Source organism: Plantibacter flavus, from assembly GCF_002024505.1.
Taxonomy (GTDB): domain Bacteria; phylum Actinomycetota; class Actinomycetes; order Actinomycetales; family Microbacteriaceae; genus Plantibacter; species Plantibacter flavus_A.
In genome coordinates this window covers 584,020-606,512 of sequence record NZ_CP019402.1, presented here as the reverse complement: position 1 = coordinate 606,512, position 22,493 = coordinate 584,020, and the positions used below count along the sequence as shown (strand labels likewise).

The window sequence follows — 22,493 nt, the reverse complement described above, 5'->3', positions numbered from 1 at the left end:
ACCGAGCGTAGGCAGGGTGGGGAATCACGACAATGTTCCCGTAGCCCACACAATCGGGGCAGAATGTGCTCATGGCCCAAGTCACCGTTGCGGACGTCATCCTCCAAGCCGAGCATCTCGGCGCCCGTTGCGTCGCCGGTGCCCCCGCGGGCGTGCCGGTCACCGGCGTCGAGATCCTCGCGCTCGATGAGTTGAACGACGCGACCGAGCACTCCATCGCCATCGTGACGACCCCCGACGGTGCCGTCCCGAGGCCGTACCAGGTCGACATCGCCATCCGCCGGGCCATCGCCGCGGGCTGTGCCGGCCTCGTGTTCGTCGGTGCGTTCCCGGTCGCTGAGACCTCACGGGCCCTCGCGGACCGCGGTGGTCTGCCGGTGATCATGAGCGAGGGCATCGCCTCCGACCTCGCCGTGCTCATGGACCGCACGATCCGCGGCGGGGCCGAAGAGGCGATGTCACGCGCCGAGTTCGCGATCCAACGGGTGATCAGCGCGTCCGCGGCCGAAGCGGAGCAAGCGTCAGGTGTCGGCGTGCGGGAGGCGATCCTCGAGGTCGCCAGCACGACGCTCGGGGTGCCGGTCACGCTCGTCGAGGATGCGAGCGCCAGCTGGCTCGAACCCGACGCGGTGTGCATCGGTGAGATCCCGATCGGCCGCGTCCACGCCGAGCGTGACGACCCGGCGGCGGCGATCGCCCTCCCGGTCATCGCCTCCGTCCTCTCGCGCGCACTGCAACGGGAGCTGCACGGACGGTTCGGGTCGGTGCGCTCGCGGGCGGAGCTCATCATCGAGCTGATCTTCGCCGAGTCGTCCCGCATCGACGGCTTCGCGATGGACGCGGTCCGTGCCGGCCTGCCGTTGCAGCTGTCGCACGCGGTGGCGTGGCTGACCCCGAAGCACGCGAGCGATCCCGACCGCCGGGCGCCCACGGTCCTCGCACCGTCCGTCGAGCTCTTCGCGCTGCAACTCGTCGACCAGCGCGAGGAGCAGTGGCACCTCGCGATGCGGCGCGACGAGATCGTCGTCATCGCATCGGAGGAGCTCGGCGCACCCGACCACCAGCGGCGCCTGCGCGACGTGATGGAGCGGATCGTCGCGCACGCCGCGACGATCGCGGGGCCGGAGTGGACGTTCACCGTCGGGCTCGGGACGCCGCAGAGCGGGGCGGCGGGGCTCCGGCAGTCGGCGACCGAGGCGCGGGTCGCTGCGGAGGCCGCCATCGCGGGTGGTCGCTTCGGCACCATGGAGGCGACGGACGTCACCGGGCTGCGGCGGGTGCTCCTCGACTTCTACGCCTCACCGCTCAGCCGGACGCTGCTCGACGACATCCTCTCGCCGCTCGACGCCCTCGGGCCGGAGCGGGCCACGATCTCGGTGCGGACGCTGCTCGCGTACCTCAGCCATCGCAACTCGCTGGCGCGTGCCGGAGCGGAACTGAACCTGCATCCGAACGCGGTGAACTACCGGATCCGGCGCATCGAGCAGTCGCTCGAACTCGACCTCGCCGACCCCGACGTCCGCTTCGCCGCGGAACTCGCCTGCCGGGTGCGCCTCATCGGCATGCCGTGAGGTGAGGCGAGTCGTCGTTCTCGGGCGTCCAATGCGACGAATCGCCTCATCTCAGCCCTGCGACGCCGCGCTCCTCGCGACCCGGACGATGCCGGCGGCGAGCGTCGGCCAGAGCTCGGCGGGGATGAGATGCCCCATGCCGGGGAGGACGTGGAGCTCGGCCGCGGGCATCGCCTGAGCGATGTCCACGGCGGAGGACCAGTGCAGGACGTCGTCCTCGCGACCGTGGAGCACGAGCGTCGGTACGGTCACGTCGCGGAGTCGCTCGAGTCGCTCCGGCGCACGCAGGAGCGCCGCCCACTGCCGGCTGAAGCCCTCCGGCGCGTAGCCACGATCGTAGGCCTCACCTGTCGCCCACACCTCCCAGGCGGTGTCCGGCTGGTAGCGCGCGCCGGGCACGGGTGCGGCGAGCTCCGCCATCGCGGCGACGGACTCCTCCCGGGTGTATCGCACCGGCTCGACGAGCAGCTCGGGCCGCTCGCCGTGCAGGATGTAGCGCGGGTCCTGGCCGGGGATCGTGGACAGCAGGCCGAGGCTCAGCACGCGCTCCGGGTGGTCGAGCGCGACCATCTGCGCCATCATGCCGCCCATCGAGTGCCCGACGAGGTGCGCCTGTTCGACCCCGAGGTGGTCGAGCACCCGCAGGACGTCGTCGCCCATGTCGCCGAGCGAGTACCCGCCGTCGAGGTCGGTCTCGCCGCCGAACCGCTGCGAGAAGCCGACGTCGCGGTTGTCGAACCGCACGACCTGGAAGCCCTCGTCCACGAGCATTCTCCGGAACGGATCGCGCCAGGTGAGCAGCTGGGCGCCGCCGCCGGCGATGAGCACGATCACCGGGTGGGCGGGGTCGCCCTCCACCTCGTAGTAGATCGAGACGTCGTCGGTGTCGGTGTACGGCATGCGGTACCCACTCTCTCGGAGGTGCGCCCTGGCGGGCGTTTCGAGGCTAGCCCGCGGCCTGTCCGGGCACCATGTGCCCGGACACCACGGTTCCGGAGGAGACTGTGCCGACGCCCCAGTCGTCGGTACCGAGGGCAACGCGGGTAGGCTCGCGACATGAGCGCCGAACCCCTCTCCGGAGACGACACCCTGCAGCTGCCCGAGTTCGAGACCCCGCCCGCCGAGCCCATGCTGCTCGCTCAGCAGTGGCTCGCCGCAGCGATCGAGCGGGACGTCAGCGAACCCCGATCGATGACCCTCGCGACCGCCACCTCGGTGGGCGTCGTGAGCGCGCGCACCGTCGATGTGAAGACCCTCGACGATCGCGGCCTGATCTTCGGCTCCTCGACCGAGAGCCGGAAGGGCGGGCAGCTCGCCGAGAACCCGAGCGCCGCCCTCCAGGTGTACTGGCGCGAGACGATGCAGCAGCTCCGCTTCGAGGGCCGCGTCGAGCAGTTGAGCGACGAGGAGTCCGACGCCTTGTTCGCCGACCGCTCGCCCAAGTCACGAGCGGCGACGGCGGTCGCCCACCAGTCGACGCCGTTCCGCGACGGCCCGGAGGAGACCCTCGACGCCCTCATCGCGCGGGCCGACGAGCTGCTCGAGCGCGAGGGCGATGATGTCCCCCGCCCGGCCACCTGGGTCGGGTTCCGGCTGGTCCCGGACATGGTCGAGTTCTGGCATGCCAGCCGCGACCGCATGCACCGGCGCCTCCGCTACCTCGCGGCCGACGGTGGCTGGATCGTGGACCGCCTGCAGCCGTAGCGGAGAGGCGACCACCGGCCGCCTCCCCTAACCCGGTCGTCGAGCCCAACCCGGTCATTGAGCCTGTCGAAATGCACCCCGACAACCCCGCCCTTCGACAGGCTCAGGGACCGAGTAGGTCGCTCAGGGACCGAGCAGGCCGGTCGTCGAGCCCCACCCCGGTCATTGAGCCTGTCGAAATGCACCCGGAGAAACCCCGCCCTTCGACAAGCTCAGGGACCGGATGGGGGCTCAGGGACCGACCAGCCCTTCGACAGGCTCAGGGACCGGATGGGGGGCTCAGGGACCGGACACCCGGACAGGCTCAGGGACCGAGTAGGTCGCTCAGGGACCGGACCGCTCGCGCTACCTCGGCGCGCGGACGACCACGACGCCACCGACGGGCGGCTCGACGACCGCGGTGCCGTTGTCGGCGTCGACCGCGATGACGTAGGCACCGACGGCCACGCGCTGTACACCGGCGGTCGCAGGGTGCACGACGACGTCGAGCCCGGGCTCCACCCGGGAGACCTGCTGGTCGGCCGGGTCGGGGTCCGTCGTGAGCACGTGCGCGGGGTGCGTCCGCTCGGCGGCGGCTGCCGCCTCCCGGCGGGTCAGCTCACTCGACGGCGCGGCCACGTGTGCGGCCGTCCCCGCGGTCACGCCGGCTCCGAGGGCCGCCGTCTCCGCGCCGTCGACCGCGTTCCGCGGCTCGCCGCTCGAGGGGGCGGTCGCGACCGAACCCGTGTCATGCGGGTGGCTGCGCTCGAGCGCGGCACCCTCGACGTCGACGTTCGGGAGGATGCGGTCGAGCCACTTCGGGATCCACCAGGCGCTCTTCCCGAGCAGGTGCATGACCGCCGGGATGAGGAGCATGCGGACGACGAACGCGTCGACGAGCACACCGAAGGCGAGGCCGAACCCGATCGACCGGATCATCGCCGAGTGGGAGAAGATGAACCCGCCGAAGACGGAGATCATGATGATCGCCGCCGCCACGACGACCGTGCGGCCGGCGTGCAGCCCGCGCTGGACCGCCAGGCGCGCCGGGGCACCGTGGGCGAACGCCTCGCGCATGCCGGACACGAGGAACAGCTGGTAGTCCATCGCGAGCCCGAAGAGGATGCCGATCAGGATCGTCGGCAGGAAGCTCAGGATGGGTCCCGGGTCGTGCACGCCGAACACCGGTCCGAGCCAGCCCCACTGGAAGATCGCCGTGATGCCACCGAAGGTCGCCGCGAGCGACAGCATGAAGCCGAGCGTCGCGGTGAGCGGCACGAGGATCGAGCGGAACACGAGGATCATGATGATCAGCGACAGGCCGACCACGAGCGCCAGGTAGAGCGGGAGGGCGTCGGAGAGCTGCTTCGAGACGTCGATGTTGCCGCTCGCGCTGCCGGCCACGCCGAGCTCGACGTCACCCGACAGCGGCGAGAGGTCGCGCAGGTCGCGGACGAGCTGCTCCGTGGAGACCGCGTTCGGGCCCTCCTTCGGGATCACCTGGAAGGCGAGCACGGAGTTGTCGTCCGATGCGCCCACCGGTGCGACGGCCTTCACGTCGTCCTGGTCGGCGATCTCCTGGCCGATCCGCACCTGCTCCTCGAGGACCTCCTCGTCGGTGGCGGCGTCGGGCAGCGTGGCGACGACGAGTAGCGGCCCGTTGACGCCGGCACCGAACTTGTCCTCGATGAGCGTGTAGGACTGGTACTGCGTCGAGTCGACGGCTTCCGAGCTGCCGTCCGGCAGGCCGAGGCGCATGTCGAGCGCGGGGATCGCGACGACGCCGAGCACGACGAGTCCGGCGACGAGCGTGCCGACGGCGCGCAGCGTGCCCATGGGCTTGGTCGGGACGGCGTCCGGACGCGGCGTGCCGATGGTGCCGCGTGCCTTCCGGCTGAGGATGCGGAGGCCGAGCAGCGACAGCAGGGCGGGCGTCAAGGTGACCGCGAGCAGGATCGCGACGGCGACGCAGATCGCGCCGACGGTGCCCATCAGGCCGAGGAAGGGGATGCCCGTGACGTTGAGCGCCAGCAGCGCGACGAGGACGGTCGATCCGGCGAAGACGACGGCGTTGCCCGAGGTGCCGTTCGCGAGTCCGATGGACTCGTGCAGCTCGACGCCCGCGAGCAGCTGCTTGCGGTGTCGGTTGAGGATGAACAGCGAGTAGTCGATGCCGACCGCGAGCCCGAGCATGACGCCGAGTACCGGCGTGATCGAGAGCATGTCGACGACACCCGAGAGCGAGAGCGACGCGGTGACACCGACACCGACGCCGACGATCGCGGAGACGAGCGGGAGCGATGCGGCGATGACCGTGCCGAGCATGACGAGCAGCGTGATCGCCGCGATGATGAGGCCGATCGCCTCACCCACGCCGAACAGCTGCGGCAGGCTCTGCGCGAGCTCGTTCGAGAACTCGACCTCGACGCCCGACGGGACGTCCTTCTTCACCTGGTCGATGACCGACTGCTTCGTCTCCGGCGTGACCTCCTGCTGACGCTTGTCGAAGACGACGTTCGCGACCGCTGTGGTGTCGTCGGTGGAGACGGTGCGGATGCCCGAGGAGAGGTCGAGGAGCTGGGAGGAGAGCTCGAGCTTCGTGCTCTGCTCGTCGAGCTTCGCGAGGTTCTCGGTGATGGTGGCCTGCTGGGCGTCGAGCGCCGTCTGCTGCTGCGTGATCGCGGTCTGCTGGGCGTCGAACTGGGCCTGTGCGGCGGCCGGGAGCGTGCCGCCGGCGGCCTGCTGCGCCTGGGCGAGCGCGGCGCTCAGCTGGGTCTGCGCGTCGGTCAGCTGCTGCTGTCCGGCGTCGAGCTGCGTCTGGCCGTCGGTGAGCTGGGTGCGGCCGTCGTCGATCTGCGTCTTGCCGTCGGAGATCTGCTTCGCCTGGTCGGCGATCGTCTCCTGCGTCTCGAAGGGGTTGACCGTGGTGTCGACGCCTTTCAAGTCGGCCGTCTCGTCGAGCAGCTCGCCGATGGCGGTCTTCTGGCTGTCGGTGAAGGCGTCGCCGTCCTTCGTGTGGAACACCATCGCCCCGGTGCCGCCGGACGCGCTCGGGAACGACTCCTCGAGCTGGTCGGTGACCTTCGCGGTCGGCGTGCCCGGGATGGTGACGGCGCTCGAGAGGGTGCCGCCGAAGGCGAGGAACGCGCCGACCGAGATGCCGAGGATCACGATCCAGGAGATGAGGACGGCCCACGCGCGACGCGCGGAGAAGCGTCCGAGGCGATACAGCAGTTCAGCCAAGGGAGTCTCGATTCTTCGGGAGGTGGTGCTGGTGTCGTGTGCGGGGACGGAACGGGAAGCGGGTCAGTGCGTGGACGCGTAGCCGGTGCGGACGCTCGCGATGAGCCGTTCCAGCAGGTCGGTCCAGAGGGCACGGGCTTCATCGTCCGTGGTGGCGCCGGTACTCGCGATCCAGTGGTGGGCGAGCACTTCGACACCGTGCATGAGGGAGGACACCAGGAAGCCGGCCTCGAGTTCGTCGACGTCGGTGTTGCGCTCGGCCAGTTCGTGGGCGAGCTCCTGGGTGGTGCGGGAGAAGGTGGCCTGGAAGAGCTGCTGCGGGCGCGAGTCGTCGGGTGCGAAGCCGCCGAGCGCGTTCCAGAGGAAGGCGATGACGCGGGGGATGTCGGTCGTGCGGAGCGCTGCGGCGACGTCCTCGAACATCGACACGCGCGACCCGGGGCCTGCCGGTCGTGCGTTGACGGCGGACCGGAAGCTCTCGATCACGACGGCCAGCTCCTCCGTGCAGGAGGTGGTGACGAGGTCGTCTATCGATGAGAAGTGGTTGAACACCGTGCGGCGCGAGACGTCGGCGCGCTCGGCGATGACGTCGACGTTGAAGCCGGCGATGCCCTGCTCCGCGATCATGACGCGGGCGGCGTCGAGGATCGCCCGATGGTGACGCGCGCGGAGGGCGGCGCGTCGATCCTCGGCGGGGGCGGTGGTGGACACGTGGGTACATTACGTGCACCGATGCACTGAGTGCAACTTGTTGACCATGGTCTCAGGCGACTCTCGGCAGGGCACGGCGCCTCCGGTGGACTGGCGGTCGGGTCGAGTGGACGGGAGGTCGGATGCGACCGCTTCGTCTCGGGCAGGCTTGAGCCATGACGACAGACGAGAAGCTCGATGCTCCACGAACGGGCTCGGTCCCCACGACGCACACAGCCGCGTCCGCCGCCTCTCGCACGCGGACCGCATGGGCCGCCGTCGCCGTGATGATGGCGACGAGCTTCGTGCTCGTGCTCGCCGAGTTCCTGCCGCCGAGCCTGCTGCCGTCGATGGCAGCCTCGCTCGGGATCACCGAGGGCCAGGCAGGCCAGGCCGTCACCGCGACGGCGTTCATCGGCTTCCTCACCGCACCGACGATCGGCATCCTCGTCCCGCGGCTCGACCGCCGCCTCCTGCTCGTCCTGCTCGCAGCGGCCGCCGCGGTGTCGAGCGCGCTCGTCGCGATCTCCGCCGACTTCGTGATGCTGCTCATCGCCCGCCTCCTACTCGGTGCGGCCCTCGGCGCCTTCTGGGCGATGTCGATCGCGATCGCCGCCCGGTTGTCCGCTCCGCACCACCTCGGTCGGGCGATCATGCTCGTGAACACCGGCACCACCGTCGCGACGGTCGCCGGTGTCCCGGTGGGCACCTACCTCGGTTCGGTCATGGACTGGCGCCTCATCTTCGCCGGTGTCGCGGTCATCACTGCGGTGGTGGCCGTCGCACTGCGGCTCGTGCTCCCGCCCGTCGCCCCGGCACCGTCCAGCGGCGGTCTGCGGTCACTCGTCGACACGCTCCGGGTCCCTGGCATCCGCGTCGGCCTCACGGGGCACATCCTGACCGTCCTCGGCCACTTCATCGCCTTCACCTACATCCGGCTCGCGATCGAGCGGGTGCCGGACCTCGACGCGGCCGGTGTGGCCGTCCTCCTCGCGGCGTTCGGCCTCGGCGGCGTGGTCGGCAACTTCGTGATCGGACTCCTCGTCGACCGCCACCTCGCGGCTCTGCGCTTCGTCGTCCCGGCCTTCATCGGCGTCTCGATCGCACTCGTGACCCTGTTCCCGGGGCAGCAGTGGATCGTGACCATCGCGATCACCACCTGGGGCATGGGCTTCGGCGCCTGGCTCACGACCCTGAGCACGTGGATGGGTCGCCTCGTCCCGGACCGCATGGAGTCCGGTGGCGGACTCGTCGTCGCGGGGTTCCAGCTCGCGATCACCGTCGGTGCCGGAGCGGGTGGACTGCTCGTCGACGCGGTCGGCATCGTCCCGGCGCTCACGGTCGCGGCGATCTCCGCGATCATCGGTGGCATCGTCTTCGGGTCGGCGCGCACCGCGCGGTGACGCCGAAGGCTGCCCGGCCGACCGCCTACGCGGCGAGCGCCGCCTCGGCACGCCAACGGGCGGGCGTCAGGCCCGTGTACCGCTGGAAGGCGCGCGCGAACCCGTCTTCCGACACGTAGCCGAGGGCACCGGCGAGCTCGGCCACGGACGCGTCGCCCGTGAGGATGAGCCCCTTGGCCGTCTCCATGCGCACGGTCGTGAGGTAGGCGCGCGGGGTGTGCCCGACGACCTCGCGGAACCGCTCTGCGAACGCCGACCGCGACATCATGGCGATGCGGGCGAGCGTCTCGAAGGTCCACGGTCGCCCAGGTTCGGCGTGCAGGGCGTCGAGGACCGCACCGATGTGCGGGTCGCCGATGCGCTGCAGCCAGCGCTCCGGTGCGCAGCCGGCCTCGTTCCAGGTGCGCAGCGCGGCCGACACGATCGTGGTCGCGATGCGGCTGCAGATGACGCTGTCGCCCGGCCGCGGACGACCAGCCGCCTGCGGGCAGCCCATACCTTCCAGGAGCGCCACCATCGAGGGCTCCTGCCCGGCGAAATCTGCGACGTACAGGTGCTCGGGCAGCGTCTCCGCCACCTGCTGGCGTTGACCGGGCGGGGTGAACGCGACGTCGAGCAGCTCGGCGTCCTCGAGCGCGACCACCGTCGTGGCGTGGGCGCGAGGGAAGAAGACGAGGTCGCCGGCGTCGAGGTCGCGGGTGCCGTCGGTGGCCGTGAGGCGGACGCGGCCGCTGGAGAGGTAGACGAAGCCGGACGCCGCGTGCGGCCGCCGCAGCGGAACGTTCGCGGCGAGGCGGTCGCGGTCGGTGCCGTGGATCGTCCACTCCAAGCTCGCGAGCGCGCGATCGAAGGTGTCGGTCGCGGGCCCTGCGGGAGCGGTCAGGGTGGTGGTCACACCGTCGTGAACGCGAATGCCTCGCCGGATGTTCCGCGACCTGCACGCTGAGTCGCCAGGATCTGTCCGGTTTCGGAGTGGATCCGAGCAGATTCGGGCGACTCGGTTGCGGCTAGCGCCCGTCGATCACGGACATCAACCCCGCGAAGGCGAAGGCGCCCGGGATGAAGTACAGCAGCGTGCGGGTGACGAGCCAGCTGACCGCACCGACGGCCACCCAGATCGCATGGAAGCGCGCCCGCACCGTGAGACGACGACCCTCCTCGCCGACGACCGTCTCCTTCCGGGTCCAGACCTGCTCAGCCTCCATGGCGTCCCGTGCCGCCTCGAGGACGCTCTCCGCGTCCTGTCCCGCCACCCGTTCGTCGCGGTACCGCTCAGCCCTCGTGATGAGACGCGGGACGAGGTCGCTGAGGATCGCGTCGACGGCGACCCAGGGGGCGGCGTACGAGAAGTCGGCGGCCGGCTTACTGAAGAAGACGACCCGATCGTCGACCATCTCCACGTTGTAGTACGCCGCGGTGCTGACGAGCGACGACATCACGTCGGGGGTCAGCACGTATCGCGCGTCCGTTCCGTAGCCGGACGGTGCGTAGACGCGGAACCACCGGTCGAAGTCGCCCTCGAGGGAGATACGCAGACCCCGGTCGAGGCCCGGCGGCAGGTCGCTGCGGACGGTGTCGTTCGTCGTCGCGTCGAGCAGGAGGTGCGGGAGCGGGGCCGGTAGCTTCACGGTCAGGTAGTGCCAGTCCCGCGACCGCTTCACGTCGTCGACGAGGTTGCCGAACTCGACCCGGTCGCCGACGAACCGCGGGTGGGACGACAGCTGCGGCCCCGGCGTGGTGATGAAGGCGTTGTTGTACTTCCCCGTCGTGGTGATGAGCGAGGAGAACATCGCCCGTCCTTCCGGCTCCTCCTCGAAGCCGTTCGCCACCGCGGTCAGGTGGGTCCGCCACTCGGCGAGGCGTGCCTTCGGGGATGGCGGACGTCGCGACCATCGGTACAGGAACCAGGCCCCGACGAGGAGACCCACGAGGACGAGCACGGCGACGACCAACCCGACGACGTCATCGATCTCGACGCGACCGTCGTGGTACTCGTCGACGCTGACCCCGACCGAGACGAGGGCGATCGCGAGGTACCAGAGGACGAGACTGAAGTAGAGGTGGAAGAGCACCCTCCGCCCGGTGGGCACCCACTTGGACCGGCCAGAACGACGCTCGTCCGCCATCGCCGCGGCGACCCCGTGTTCGGGCGCCGTCAGCCACCGCAGTTCCACTGATCCAGATCCCCTCGACGCCCTCAGCCTCCCAGCGTAGGGCAGGGTGCCTACCGGCTCGCGGCGTTGACGACGGCGCGGACCGATGCCTCGAGGACGGAGCGATGCCGACCCGCTGCCCACACCGTCTCTGCTCCGCGGCGGACCTCGAGGAGGGTCAATGCTTCGGCGCCGCTTCCGGCGCTGAGCGAGGTCTGATGCAGGGAGACGACCTCGACGTGAACGCCGTGGTCGGCGAGGAGACGGGTCGCCGCCTCGACCGGACCGATGCCGACGAAGGTGGCCGCCTGGCGGTCCCCGTCGATCCGGAGACCGATCGTCGCCCGCGAGCTCTCGCCGGTCGTCGTCACATCGACCTCGAGCAGCTCGACCCGAGACGGCGTCACCGACAGGTAGCTGCGCTCGAACGCCGCGAGCAGCGCCTCGGCGTCCAGCTCGCGACCGGTCTCGTCCGCCTGCTGCTGGACGCGTCGTGAGAAGTCCACCTGCAGACGACGGGGCATCTCGATGCCGTAGTCGCGTTCGAGCAGGTAGGCGATGCCGCCCTTTCCCGACTGCGAGTTCACCCGGATGACCGCCTCGTAGCTCCGGCCGAGGTCCGCCGGGTCGACCGGCAGGTAGGGCACCCGCCACGGAAGGTCCTCCGGGCGGCTGCCGGTGGCCTCGGCCCGTGCCCGGTGTTCGGCGAAGCCTTTCTTGATCGCATCCTGATGCGTCCCCGAGAACGCGGTGTGGACGAGCTCGCCGACGTACGGGTGACGCGGGTGGATCTCGATGCGGTTGCTGTGCTCGACGACCCGACGGATGTGGTCGATGTCGGAGAAGTCGATCATCGGGTCGACGCCCTGCGCGTGCAGGTTGAGCGCGAGGGTCGCGAGGTCGACGTTGCCGGTCCGCTCGCCGTTGCCGAAGATGCACCCTTCCACGCGTTGGGCGCCCGCGAGCACCGCGAGCTCAGCACACGCGATCCCCGTGCCGCGGTCGTTGTGCGGGTGGACCGACAGGATGACGGCGTCGCGGCGGTCGAGGTTCCGGTGCATGTACTCGATCTGGTCCGCGTAGACGTTCGGGCTCGCCGCTTCGACGGTCGCGGGCAGGTTGAGGATCACCGGGCGGTCCGGCGAGGCGTCCCACAGGGTCGTCATGGCGTCGCAGAGTTCGAGGGCGTAGTCCGGCTCCGTCAGGTTGAAGACCTCCGGCGAGAACTCGAACCGCACCCCGTCGAGGTCACCGGCGAACTCGAGGACGTCTGAGCCGCCGGCGAGGATGAGCGCGCGGAGCGAGTCGCGGTCGTGTCCGAGGACGACCTCCCGCCAGAGCGGCGCCGTCGCGGTGTACAGGTGGATGACGACCGGGTTCCGGATCCCACGGATCGACTCGACGGTGCGCTCGATCAGATCGCGACGGGCGGGCGTGAAGACGACGATCGTGACGTCCTCGGGAGCGATGTCGGTCTCAGCGATCAGGCGGACGAAGTCGTAGTCGCTCTGCGAGGCGGACGGGTAGCCGACCTCGATCTCCTTGTAGCCCATCGTGACCATCAGCTCGAAGAAGGCCCGCTTCCGCTCGGGGTCCATGGGTTCGGCGAGCGCCTGGTTCCCGTCGCGCAGGTCCACCGGCACCCAGAGCGGCGCCTCGGTCAGTCGTCTCGACGGCCAGGTGCGGTCGAGGAGGGGGACGTCCACCCGCGAGTACAGGTCCTGGTAGCGATGGGACGGCATCTGCGAGCGGCGCTGGCGATTCCAGCTCGGCGCGGAGGACGGGACGGGGCCGGCGGGGGTGGAGAGTCGGGAGTCTGCGGAGATCACGCGGCAACGGTAACACAACTTGTCAGACAAGCTGAGGACTATGATCGAGCCATGGACACCGTGCACCGCGAATCACTCTCCGACCAGGTCGCACGCTTGCTCCTGCAGCGCATCCAGGCCGGCGAGTGGGAGATCGGCCAGAAGCTGCCCGGGGAGACGACCCTGGCACCGCAGCTCGGCGTCGGTCGGTCGACGATGCGCGAGGCGATCCGCCAGCTGGCCGGCCAGGGCGTGCTGTCGACCCGGCAGGGATCGGGGAACTTCCTCCAGGCGCGCTCGCCGGTGCAGGACTGGGATGCGCTCATCCTGCGGACCGCGATCGGGTCGGTCATCGAGGCGCGCATCGCCATCGAGTGCGAGGCGGCGGCCCTCGCCGCACAACGCCACACGGCGTCCGACCTGGCCGCCATCCGCGGGGCGCTGGCCCATCGGAACGCCGATCGCGTGACCATCGAGGGGCGGGTCGACGCCGACACCGCGCTCCACCGGAGCATCGTCGCCGCGAGCGGGAACGAGATCTTGACCGAACTGTTCGACACCTTCGCCGAGCGCAGCCGCGAGGCGATGATCCAGATGCTCCGCCTCAGCGGCGAGCCGGGGACGGACCACGACCAGTTCGTCCACGAGGAGATCGTGCAGGCGGTCGCGGATCGCGATGCCACCGCGGCGTTCGACCGCAGCCGCGCCCACCTCGTCGCCCTCCGCGACGGGATCACCCACTCGGACTGATCACAGCGCGCGCGTGACTATACGCCTGTCGGCACCCGGATGACACACCCCACGGGAATCGATCGGCAGGCGCAGGCTGGGCGCGAGTGCCGCCCCGCCGGGGTGGGCACCGAGCACTGCACCACCGCGCCGGTCAGGCGTCGAACCAGTCCTCGCGGGGACGGGCGGGAACACACAGCATGTCGAAGACTCCGAACCGGACCAAGCCACCCAAACGCATCCGGAAGGACCGCTACGAAGCGGAGCTGGAACGGCTGCAGATCGAACTGGTCGCGCTGCAGCGCTGGGTGATCGAGACCGGCGCGCGAGTCGTCGTGGTCTTCGAGGGCCGCGACGCCGCGGGTAAGGGCGGCGCGATCAAGCGCATCGTCCAGTATCTGAACCCGCGTTCGGCGCGGGTCGCCGCCCTGCCGACCCCCGGTGAGCAGGAGCGCGGCCAGTGGTACTTCCAGCGCTATATCCAGCACCTGCCCACGGCGGGCGAGATCGTGCTGTTCGACCGCTCCTGGTACAACCGTGCCGGCGTCGAGCGGGTGATGGACTACTGCACTCCGGAGCAGTACCGGCGGTTCCTCCGCCAGACTCCCGTGTTCGAGCGCATGCTCGTCGAGGACGGCATCATCCTCGTCAAGTACTGGTTCTCGGTCTCCGACGAGGTCCAGGAGCAACGGTTCCGCTCGCGCCTCGACGACCCGATGCGCCGCTGGAAGCTGTCCGACACGGACCTCCAGTCGATCACCCGCTGGGAGGACTACTCGCGCGCCAAGGACGAGATGTTCGAGGCCACGGACCACGCGGACGCACCCTGGTGGACGATCGAGAGCGACGACAAGCGGGCGTCCCGGTTGAACGCGATCTCGCACCTGCTCTCCCAGATCCCCTACGAGCAGCGCGCCCCCGAGCCGATCGACATCCCCGCGCGGCCGGGCGCCGACGGGTACGACCGACCCGCGCGCGAACGGTACCGGTACGTGCCGGATCACGCCCACACGCTCGGGAGCTGAGCAGGAGGGCAGGACGGCGGCCTGGAGGAGGAGCACCCCGTAGGGAGGTCGTGAGGATCCACGCGGAAGGCGTATGGAAACCGTGAGGACCGCCGTCGGAAGTCGCTGACGGGTGTTGGCTCTGAGCTGTCCCGAACGGGACACCGCACCACGCACCCGCACCACGCACCCACTGGAGTCCTCTTGCTCGACCTCGTCTACGTGCTCGGCATCATCGCCGTGTTCGCTCTGGTCGGCCTCGTCGCGCGGGGAGTGGAGAGACTGTGATCGTCTTCGAACTCCTCGCCGCCGTCCTGGCCGTCGCCGCCGTCGTGTACCTCGTGTACGCGCTCGTGAAACCCGAGAGGTTCTGATGCAGACCCTCTTCGCGATCCTGCAGGTCTCGACCCTCGTCCTGGTCCTCGTACTGCTCTACCGTCCACTCGGCGAGTACCTCGCCCGCGTGTACACCTCCGGCAAGGACTTCGCCGTCGAGCGCGGCTTCTACCGCGTGATCGGTGTCGACGCCCGCTCCGAGCAGACCTGGCAGGCCTACCTCCGCGGGGTGCTCGCCTTCTCGCTCGTCGGCGTCCTCCTCGTCTACGCCCTCCAGCGTGCGCAGGCCGTCCTCCCCTTCGCACTCGGCCTCCCCGCCGTCCCCGAGGGACTGTCGTTCAACACGGCCGCGTCGTTCGTCGCCAACACCAACTGGCAGTCGTACTCCCCCGAAGTCACGATGGGCTACACCGTGCAGCTCACGGGCCTCGCGGTGCAGAACTTCGTCTCCGCCGCCGTCGGCATCGCCGTCGCCATCGCCCTCGTCCGCGGGTTCGCGAGTCGCCGCAGCGGCACCATCGGCAACTTCTGGGTCGACCTCACCCGTGGCACCCTCCGCGTGCTGCTGCCGCTCTCCGTCGTCATGGCGGTCGTGCTGATCGCGGGCGGGACCATCCAGAACCTCAACGGCTTCACCGACGTCACGACCATCACGGGCGCGACGCAGACCATCCCCGGCGGACCGGTCGCCTCGCAGGAGGCCATCAAGCTCCTCGGCACGAACGGCGGCGGGTTCTTCAACGCGAACTCCGCGCACCCCTTCGAGAACCCGACCGCGTGGACGAGCCTCGTCCAGAACATCCTCATGCTCGCGATCCCGTTCTCCCTGCCGCGCACCTTCGGCCGCATGGTCGGCGACCACAAGCAGGGCTACACGATCCTCGCGGTCATGGGCGTCATCTTCCTCGCCTCGTTCTCGATCCTCACGGCGCTCGAAGCCCGCGGCCTCGGAGCGGCACCGATGGCCGCCGGCGGCGCGATGGAGGGCAAGGAGCAGCGTTTCGGCGTCTTCGCCTCGACGCTGTTCGGCTCGACCTCGACACTCACCTCGACGGGTGCCGTCAACTCGATGCACGACTCCTACACGGCACTCGGCGGCATGATGCCGATGATCAACATGATGCTCGGCGAGATCGCCCCCGGCGGCGTCGGCTCAGGCCTGTACGGCATGCTCGTGCTCGCCGTCATCGCCGTGTTCATCGGTGGGCTGCTCGTCGGCCGGACCCCGGAGTACCTCGGCAAGAAGATCGGCCCACGGGAGATCAAGCTCGCGAGCCTGTACATCCTCGTGACGCCGACCCTCGTGCTCGCCGGCACCGCACTGAGCTTCGCCATCCCCGGCGTCCGTTCGGACGTGGAGACGACGTCGATCTGGAACCCGGGCCTCCATGGCCTGTCCGAGGTCCTCTACGCCTTCACCTCCGCGTCGAACAACAACGGTTCCGCGTTCGCCGGCCTCACGGCGAACACCCCGTGGTTCAACACGGCGCTCGGCGTCGCGATGCTGCTCGGCCGCTTCGTCCCGATCGTGCTCGTCCTCGCGCTCGCCGGTTCGCTGGCTGCACAGGACCGGGTGCCGTCGACCGCCGGAACGCTCCCGACCAACCGGCCGCAGTTCGTCGGCCTCCTCACCGGTGTCGCAGTGATCATCACCGCACTCACGTACTTCCCCGTACTCGCGCTGGGTCCCCTGGCGGAAGGGCTGTCATGAGCCACGTCCACGACGCACACGCCGTGATCATCACCGCACCCACCTCCTTCCCCGTACTCGCGCCAGGCCCCCTGGCGGAAGGGCTGTCATAACCATGTCCACCACGCACACGCTTCCCGCCCAGGCGGAACCCGAGCAGGAGCAGGACCACCACCACGAGCCCGCGAAGGCCGCCTTCGGTCCGGCACAGCTGCTCGCCGCGACCCCGGGCGCCTTCCGCAAACTCGACCCGCGGCTCATGGTCAAGAACCCGGTCATGTTCATCGTCGAGGTCGGCGCGGCGCTGACCACCGTCCTCGCGATCGCCGAACCGTTCCTCGGTGGGGCGCAGGAATCCGGCGGCTCGGCCGTGCCGGCGTCGTTCACCTGGGGCATCGCGATCTGGCTGTGGCTCACGGTCGTCTTCGCGAACCTCGCGGAGTCCGTGGCCGAGGGCCGCGGCAAGGCGCAGGCCGACAGCCTCCGCAAGACGCGCACCTCGACCATGGCGAACCAGGTCACGGCCTACGACGCCTCGGCTGATCCGTCCGCGGAGCACGCCGCCATCGGCCAGGTCTCCTCGGCGGACCTCACCCTCGGCGACGTCGTCGTGGTGACCGCCGGCGAACTCGTCCCGGGCGACGGCGACATCGTCTGGGGCATCGCCTCGGTCGACGAGTCGGCGATCACGGGCGAGTCGGCCCCGGTCGTCCGCGAGTCCGGTGGCGACCGCAGTGCCGTCACCGGCGGTACCCGCGTGCTGTCCGACCGCATCGTCGTCCGCATCACCTCGAAGCCCGGCGAGACTTTCGTCGACCGCATGATCGGCCTCGTCGAGGGTGCGGCGCGGCAGAAGACGCCGAACGAGATCGCGCTCAACATCCTGCTCGCGAGCCTGTCGATCGTGTTCGTGGTCGTGGCGCTGACGCTCAACCCGATCGCCTCCTATGCGGCGGCTCCCGTCAGCGTCCCGGTCCTCATCGCCCTCCTCGTCTGCCTCATCCCGACGACCATCGGCGCCCTGCTGTCAGCGATCGGCATCGCCGGCATGGACCGACTCGTGCAGCGCAACGTGCTCGCGATGTCCGGTCGTGCGGTCGAGGCCGCCGGCGACGTCACGACCCTGCTGCTCGACAAGACCGGCACCATCACCTACGGCAACCGGCAGGCGGTCGAGTTCATCGCCCTCCGCGGTGTCACGCCGGAGGAGCTCGCGCAGGCCGCCGCCCGGTCCTCGCTCAGCGACCCGACGCCCGAGGGCAAGTCGATCGTCGACCTCGCGGCCGAGCGCGGCATCCACCTGGACGGGTCCGGGGCTGGCGAGATCGTCCCGTTCACCGCGCAGACCCGCATGAGCGGCCTCGACCAGCCGGACGGCGTGCAGATCCGGAAGGGTGCCGGCTCAGCGGTACTGGCCTGGGTGGAGTCGTTCGGATCCCTCGCCGAGGCGATCCGCGCCGAGCTCCAGGAGCACGTCGAGGCGGTGTCCGCCGGCGGCGGCACCCCGCTCGTCGTCGCACAGACCGACACCACCGGCACCGCGCGGGTGCTCGGCGTCGTCCGCCTGAAGGACGTCGTGAAGGCCGGCATCGCGGAGCGGTTCGCCGAGCTGCGCGCCATGGGCATCCGCACGGTCATGATCACGGGTGACAACCCGCTCACCGCCAAGGCGATCGCCGCCGAGGCCGGGGTCGACGACTTCCTGGCCGAGGCGACGCCCGAGCAGAAGCTCGAGCTCATCCGCAAGGAGCAGGAGGGCGGCAACCTCGTCGCGATGACCGGTGACGGGACGAACGACGCTCCGGCGCTCGCGCAGGCCGACGTCGGTGTCGCGATGAACACGGGCACCTCCGCTGCGAAGGAGGCCGGCAACATGGTCGACCTCGACTCCGACCCGACGAAGCTCATCGACATCGTCCGGATCGGCAAGCAGCTGCTCATCACACGAGGCGCCCTCACGACGTTCTCGATCGCGAACGACGTCGCCAAGTACTTCGCGATCATCCCGGCCATGTTCGCCGGGGTGTTCCCGGGGCTCGCTCTGCTCAACATCATGCAGCTGCACTCCCCCGCATCGGCGATCCTCTCGGCGATCATCTTCAACGCGATCATCATCGTGATCCTGATCCCGCTGGCCCTCCGTGGCGTGAAGTACCGACCGCTCAGCGCCTCGAAGGTCCTCAGCCGGAACCTCTTGATCTACGGGCTCGGTGGCGTGATCGCGCCGTTCATCGGCATCAAGCTCATCGACCTCGTCGTCACCCTGATCCCCGGCTTCTAGCCCCACCCAGCACACGAAAGCAGACAGATCATCATGAGTGCCTCCCGCAGCGGCATCGCCCAGTACTGGGTCGCCATCAGGGCCATGCTCGCCCTCACCGTCGTCCTCGGCGTCGGCTACCCCCTCATCGTCACCGGCATCGGGCAGGCGACGATGTCCTGGCAGGCGAACGGATCCGCCGTCACCGAGGGTGGCGAGACGATCGGCTCGGCGCTCATCGGGCAGTCGTTCACCGACGCCGACGGCAAGCCGCTGCCGCAGTGGTTCCAGTCGCGTCCGTCGGCGGCCGGCGACGGCTACGACGGTGGCGCGTCGAGCGGCAGCAACCTCGGGCCGGAGAACACCGACCTCGTCGCATCGATCGAGGAGCGCCGCGCGGCCATCGCCGCCTTCGAGGACGTCGATCCGTCGAGCATCCCCGCCGACGCGCTGACGGCCTCCGCGTCCGGCCTCGACCCGCACATCAGCCCGGCCTACGCACTGCTGCAGGTGCCCCGCGTCGCCGCCGAGCGCGGCCTCGACGAGGGTGAGGTCCGTGCCCTCGTCGAGCGCCTGACGCTGGGCCCCGACCTCGGCTACCTTGGGGAGTCCACGGTCAACGTCCTGCAGCTCAACCTCGCCGTGGCCCGACTGAACGGATAACCCATGCAGCGCGGACGACTCCGGGTGCTCCTCGGCGCGGCCCCCGGCGTCGGCAAGACGTACGCGATGCTCGAGGAGGGTCACCGTCTCGCCGCGGAGGGCGTCGACGTGGTCGTCGCGGTCGTCGAGACCCACGGCCGGGCCGCGACCGCCGCCCTGACGGAGGGGCTCGAGACCTTGCCGCGTCGGGGCGTGGAGCACCGGGGCGTGACGCTCGACGAGATGGACCTCGAGGCCGTCCTCGCGCGCCGCCCCGGACTCGCGCTCGTCGACGAACTGGCCCACACGAACGCCCCCGGTTCAACGAACGACAAGCGCTGGCAGGACGTGGAGGCCCTGCTCGCCGCCGGTGTCTCCGTGCTCTCGACGGTGAACATCCAGCACATCGAGTCGCTCAACGACGTCGTCCGGCAGATCACCGGGGTGCCGCAGCGGGAGACGATCCCTGACGCCGTGCTGCGGGCGGCCGACCAGATCGAACTCATCGACCTCGCTCCACAGGCCCTCCGCGACCGGCTCGCCGGCGGCCGGGTCTACCCGGCCGAACGGATCGACGCCGCACTGTCCAACTACTTCCGCCTCGGCAACCTCACGGCACTGCGCGAGTTGGCGCTGCTGTGGCTGGCCGACGAGGTCGATTCCGCCCTCCGCGACTACCGCGCCGAACACGGCATCGACAGCACCTGGGAGGCGCGTGAGCGGGTCGTCGTCGCCCTCACCGGCGGACCGGAGGGCGAGACCCTGCTCCGGCGCGGCGCCCGGATCGCAGCCCGCTCCTCCGGTGGTGAGCTCATCGCGGTGCATGTGACGACGCAGGACGGCCTCCGCACCGCGAACCCCGGCGCACTCGCGCAGCAGCGAGCGCTCGTCGACACCCTCGGCGGCACCTTCCACCAGGTCGTCGGCGACGACGTCCCCCGCGCGCTCGTGGACTTCGCGAAGGCGGCGAACGCGACGCAGCTCGTCATCGGCGTCAGCCGGCGCAGTCGCCTGTCCGCCGCCGTGACGGGGCCCGGCATCGGCAACACGGTCATCCGCGAGTCGGGCAACATCGACGTCCACATCGTCAACCACGAGGCGGCGGGCGGCCGGTTCCGGCTGCCGAAGCTCGGCGGCGCTCTGAGCGCACGGCGCCACATCGCGGGCTTCGCGCTCGCGCTCATCGGCGGGCCGCTCGTCACCTGGCTCCTCCACCTCGCCCGCACCGAGGAGTCGATCACGAGCGAGGTGCTGTCCTACCAGCTGCTCGTCGTGCTCGTCGCGCTCGTCGGCGGGTTCTGGCCGGCGGTGTTCGCGGCCGTCCTGTCCGGGGTCACGCTCGACTTCGTCTTCGTCCAACCGCTCTACACCGTGACCATCGACGACCCGGCGCACCTCGTGGCGCTCGTGCTCTACGTCGTCATCGCGGTGATCGTGAGCGGGGTCGTCGACCTCTCGGCCCGGCGGGCTCGCACGGCCAGGCGCGCGGCCGCGGAGTCCGAGCTGCTCGCGACGGTCGCGGGCAGCGTGCTCCGCGGCGAGGGTGCCCTGCAGGCACTCGTCAGCCGGACCCGTGAGTCCTTCTCGCTCGCCGGGGTGCGCCTCGTCGCGGGTGAGCAGGTCCTCGCGGTCGACGGCGAACCGACCCGCGGAGGCGACTTCACGAGCATCCCGATCGGCACCCGCGCGGTGCTCGAACTGCACGGTGGGGTGCTCGCCGCCTCCGACCGCCGCCTACTCGCCGTCATCGCGGCGCAGCTCGACGCCTCGCTCGAGCACACCGATCTGCGCGCCACCGCCCAGGAGGTCGGCCCTCTGGCCGCGACCGACCGGGTGCGGAGCGCGCTGCTCTCGGCGGTCAGTCACGACCTCCGGCGCCCCCTCGCCGCCGCGACCGCCGCCGTCACCGGACTGCGCGCGACCGACGTCGAACTCACCACGGCGGACCGCCGCGACCTCCTCGAAACCGCGGACGACAGCCTGCGCACGCTCGCGGCCCTCGTCACCAATCTGCTCGACGTCAGTCGCCTCCAGGCCGGTGTCCTCGCCGTGACCGTCGCACCGATCGACGTCGAGGACGCGATCCTGCCGGCCTTCGACGAGCTCGGCATCGGCCCGCACGACGCCGAGCTCGATCTCGCACCCGAGCTGCCACCCGTCCTCGCGGACGCCGGTCTCCTCCAGCGCGTCATCGTGAACCTCCTGACGAACGCGCAGCGTTTCAGTCCCGACGACACCCCCGTCCGGATCGCGACGAGCGGGTTCCGCGACGCCGTCGAGATCCGCATCGTAGATCACGGCCCGGGTATCGCACCCGACCGGCGGGAGGACGTATTCGTCCCCTTCCAGCGGCTCGGCGACACCGACAACCTCACCGGTCTCGGCCTGGGGCTCGCGCTGTCGAAGGGCTTCGTCGAGGGGATGGGTGGCACACTCGAACCGGAGGACACGCCGGGTGGGGGTCTCACCATGGTGGTGTCGCTGCCGGCGGCACGTGATCAGGAGGGGAGCGCTCGATGAAGATCCTCATCGCCGACGACGACCCGCAGATCCTCCGGGCCCTGCGCATCACGCTCACCGCCCGCGGCTACGAGATCATCACGGCCGAGGACGGCACCGCCGCGCTCAACGCCGCGACGACGCACCGGCCCGACCTGTACCTGCTCGACCTCGGCATGCCCGGGCTCGACGGGCGGCAGGTGATCGAGGGCCTCCGCGGCTGGACCGACGCGCCGATCCTCGTGGTGTCCGGTCGTGCCGGCTCGACGGACAAGGTCGAGGCGCTCGACGCCGGAGCCGACGACTACGTGACGAAGCCGTTCGCGATCGACGAACTGCTCGCCAGGGTCCGCGCGCTCACCCGGCGGGTCCCCGGTGCCGAGGCGGAACCCACCGTGCGGTTCGGCGATATCGTGGTCGACCTCGCCGCGAAGCAGGTCACAAGGCAGACTCCTGGTGCGTCCCCGGTCACCGTCCGCCTGACGCCGACGGAGTGGCAGGTGCTCGAGCTGCTCATCCGGAACGCCGGCAAGCTCGTGACCCGACAGATGCTGCTCACGGAGATCTGGGGTCCGACGCACGTGACCGACACCGGCTACCTGCGCCTCTACATCGCGCAGCTGCGGAAGAAGCTCGAGCCGGAGCCGGCCACCCCCCGCCATCTGCTCACCGAGGCCGGCATGGGGTACCGCTTCCGACTCTGAGCGAGGGCACGCGTCGCGACGGGCAGGGTAACAGGTTGCAGCGCCTGTGGCCATGCCCCCGGAATCGCAGCTTGCACG

General features: G+C 70.3%; 17 protein-coding genes. 11 read left to right on the top strand and 6 right to left on the bottom strand.

Going from position 1 to position 22,493, the window contains the following annotated elements:
* Positions 1–71: 71 nt before the first annotated feature.
* Complete coding sequence (locus BWO91_RS02800; RefSeq protein ID WP_064296015.1) at positions 72–1,571, top strand: PucR family transcriptional regulator; 1,500 nt, start codon at positions 72–74, stop codon at positions 1,569–1,571.
* A 51-nt stretch (positions 1,572–1,622) separates the two neighbouring features.
* On the opposite strand, the gene BWO91_RS02795 is transcribed toward BWO91_RS02800, so the two are convergent.
* Entirely contained in the window at positions 1,623–2,471 is an 849-nt protein-coding gene (locus BWO91_RS02795) for an alpha/beta fold hydrolase (RefSeq protein ID WP_079001087.1), read from the bottom strand.
* A gap of 156 nt (positions 2,472–2,627) precedes the next feature.
* On the opposite strand from BWO91_RS02795, the gene BWO91_RS02790 reads away from it, so the two are divergent.
* Positions 2,628–3,275 (top strand): pyridoxal 5'-phosphate synthase, encoded by a 648-nt coding sequence (locus BWO91_RS02790; RefSeq protein ID WP_079001085.1) that lies wholly within the window; start codon positions 2,628–2,630, stop codon positions 3,273–3,275.
* A gap of 345 nt (positions 3,276–3,620) precedes the next feature.
* Here the strand turns inward: BWO91_RS02790 and BWO91_RS02785 are convergent, their stop codons facing one another.
* Positions 3,621–6,497, bottom strand: a complete 2,877-nt coding sequence (locus BWO91_RS02785; RefSeq protein WP_153303363.1) for an MMPL family transporter — start codon at positions 6,495–6,497, stop codon at positions 3,621–3,623.
* 63 nt (positions 6,498–6,560) lie between these two features.
* Positions 6,561–7,208, bottom strand: a complete 648-nt coding sequence (locus tag BWO91_RS02780; RefSeq protein WP_064296018.1) for a TetR/AcrR family transcriptional regulator — start codon at positions 7,206–7,208, stop codon at positions 6,561–6,563.
* Between the two features lie 155 nt (positions 7,209–7,363).
* Here BWO91_RS02780 and BWO91_RS02775 point away from each other — a divergent pair, with 155 nt between their 5' ends.
* Entirely contained in the window at positions 7,364–8,590 is a 1,227-nt protein-coding gene (locus tag BWO91_RS02775; RefSeq protein ID WP_153303362.1) for an MFS transporter, read from the top strand.
* A gap of 25 nt (positions 8,591–8,615) precedes the next feature.
* Here BWO91_RS02775 and BWO91_RS19990 read toward each other — a convergent pair whose 3' ends face one another.
* The 3 genes from BWO91_RS19990 to BWO91_RS02760 all read right to left on the bottom strand — a co-directional run bounded on the left by BWO91_RS19990 (position 8,616) and on the right by BWO91_RS02760 (position 12,485).
* A complete protein-coding gene (locus BWO91_RS19990; protein ID WP_197479076.1) occupies positions 8,616–9,485 on the bottom strand; it encodes a helix-turn-helix transcriptional regulator in 870 nt (289 codons plus the stop codon).
* A gap of 112 nt (positions 9,486–9,597) precedes the next feature.
* Complete coding sequence (locus BWO91_RS02765; protein WP_079001083.1) at positions 9,598–10,764, bottom strand: hypothetical protein; 1,167 nt, start codon at positions 10,762–10,764, stop codon at positions 9,598–9,600.
* Positions 10,765–10,814: 50 nt separating this feature from the next.
* Positions 10,815–12,485: a 2-isopropylmalate synthase gene (locus BWO91_RS02760; RefSeq protein WP_079001081.1), complete on the bottom strand. Its 1,671-nt coding sequence runs from the start codon at positions 12,483–12,485 to the stop codon at positions 10,815–10,817.
* 138 nt (positions 12,486–12,623) lie between these two features.
* Between BWO91_RS02760 and BWO91_RS02755 the strand changes: the two genes are divergently transcribed.
* The 8 genes from BWO91_RS02755 to BWO91_RS02720 all read left to right on the top strand — a co-directional run bounded on the left by BWO91_RS02755 (position 12,624) and on the right by BWO91_RS02720 (position 22,415).
* The gene (locus BWO91_RS02755) at positions 12,624–13,301 is read left to right on the top strand and encodes a FadR/GntR family transcriptional regulator (RefSeq protein ID WP_079001079.1); all 678 of its coding nucleotides are present in this window, start codon (positions 12,624–12,626) and stop codon (positions 13,299–13,301) included.
* Between the two features lie 179 nt (positions 13,302–13,480).
* Entirely contained in the window at positions 13,481–14,305 is an 825-nt protein-coding gene (ppk2, locus tag BWO91_RS02750; RefSeq protein ID WP_079001077.1) for a polyphosphate kinase 2, read from the top strand.
* A gap of 263 nt (positions 14,306–14,568) precedes the next feature.
* A complete protein-coding gene (gene kdpF, locus BWO91_RS02745) occupies positions 14,569–14,658 on the top strand; it encodes a K(+)-transporting ATPase subunit F (RefSeq protein WP_056009336.1) in 90 nt (29 codons plus the stop codon).
* Positions 14,658–16,331, top strand: a complete 1,674-nt coding sequence (gene kdpA / locus BWO91_RS02740; protein ID WP_079001075.1) for a potassium-transporting ATPase subunit KdpA — start codon at positions 14,658–14,660, stop codon at positions 16,329–16,331. The genes kdpF and kdpA overlap by 1 nt, the downstream gene beginning before the upstream one ends.
* Before the next feature lie 94 nt (positions 16,332–16,425).
* Positions 16,426–18,591 carry a potassium-transporting ATPase subunit KdpB gene (kdpB, locus tag BWO91_RS02735; protein ID WP_079001073.1) on the top strand — a complete coding sequence of 722 codons (2,166 nt, stop codon included), beginning with the start codon at positions 16,426–16,428 and terminating at the stop codon, positions 18,589–18,591.
* A 33-nt stretch (positions 18,592–18,624) separates the two neighbouring features.
* Positions 18,625–19,233, top strand: coding sequence for a potassium-transporting ATPase subunit KdpC (kdpC, locus tag BWO91_RS02730; protein ID WP_079001071.1), 609 nt, complete (start codon positions 18,625–18,627; stop codon positions 19,231–19,233).
* Between the two features lie 3 nt (positions 19,234–19,236).
* Positions 19,237–21,732 (top strand): sensor histidine kinase, encoded by a 2,496-nt coding sequence (locus BWO91_RS02725; RefSeq protein WP_079001070.1) that lies wholly within the window; start codon positions 19,237–19,239, stop codon positions 21,730–21,732.
* The gene (locus BWO91_RS02720; protein ID WP_079001068.1) at positions 21,729–22,415 is read left to right on the top strand and encodes a response regulator; all 687 of its coding nucleotides are present in this window, start codon (positions 21,729–21,731) and stop codon (positions 22,413–22,415) included. The genes BWO91_RS02725 and BWO91_RS02720 overlap by 4 nt, the downstream gene beginning before the upstream one ends.
* Positions 22,416–22,493 lie beyond the last annotated feature (78 nt).

What these genes read in the sequence shown, in the direction of transcription:
- BWO91_RS02755 (WP_079001079.1), top strand. Translation starts at nt 12,624, where the DNA reads ATGGACACCGTGCACCGCGAATCACTCTCCGACCAGGTCGCACGCTTG.
- kdpC (WP_079001071.1), top strand. Translation starts at nt 18,625, where the DNA reads ATGAGTGCCTCCCGCAGCGGCATCGCCCAGTACTGGGTCGCCATCAGG.
- BWO91_RS02795 (WP_079001087.1), bottom strand. Translation starts at nt 2,471, where the DNA reads ATGCCGTACACCGACACCGACGACGTCTCGATCTACTACGAGGTGGAG.
- BWO91_RS02725 (WP_079001070.1), top strand. Translation starts at nt 19,237, where the DNA reads ATGCAGCGCGGACGACTCCGGGTGCTCCTCGGCGCGGCCCCCGGCGTC.
- kdpB (WP_079001073.1), top strand. Translation starts at nt 16,426, where the DNA reads ATGTCCACCACGCACACGCTTCCCGCCCAGGCGGAACCCGAGCAGGAG.
- BWO91_RS02760 (WP_079001081.1), bottom strand. Translation starts at nt 12,485, where the DNA reads ATGCCGTCCCATCGCTACCAGGACCTGTACTCGCGGGTGGACGTCCCC.
- BWO91_RS02775 (WP_153303362.1), top strand. Translation starts at nt 7,364, where the DNA reads ATGACGACAGACGAGAAGCTCGATGCTCCACGAACGGGCTCGGTCCCC.
- kdpA (WP_079001075.1), top strand. Translation starts at nt 14,658, where the DNA reads ATGCAGACCCTCTTCGCGATCCTGCAGGTCTCGACCCTCGTCCTGGTC.
- BWO91_RS02720 (WP_079001068.1), top strand. Translation starts at nt 21,729, where the DNA reads ATGAAGATCCTCATCGCCGACGACGACCCGCAGATCCTCCGGGCCCTG.
- BWO91_RS02800 (WP_064296015.1), top strand. Translation starts at nt 72, where the DNA reads ATGGCCCAAGTCACCGTTGCGGACGTCATCCTCCAAGCCGAGCATCTC.
- BWO91_RS02790 (WP_079001085.1), top strand. Translation starts at nt 2,628, where the DNA reads ATGAGCGCCGAACCCCTCTCCGGAGACGACACCCTGCAGCTGCCCGAG.
- ppk2 (WP_079001077.1), top strand. Translation starts at nt 13,481, where the DNA reads ATGTCGAAGACTCCGAACCGGACCAAGCCACCCAAACGCATCCGGAAG.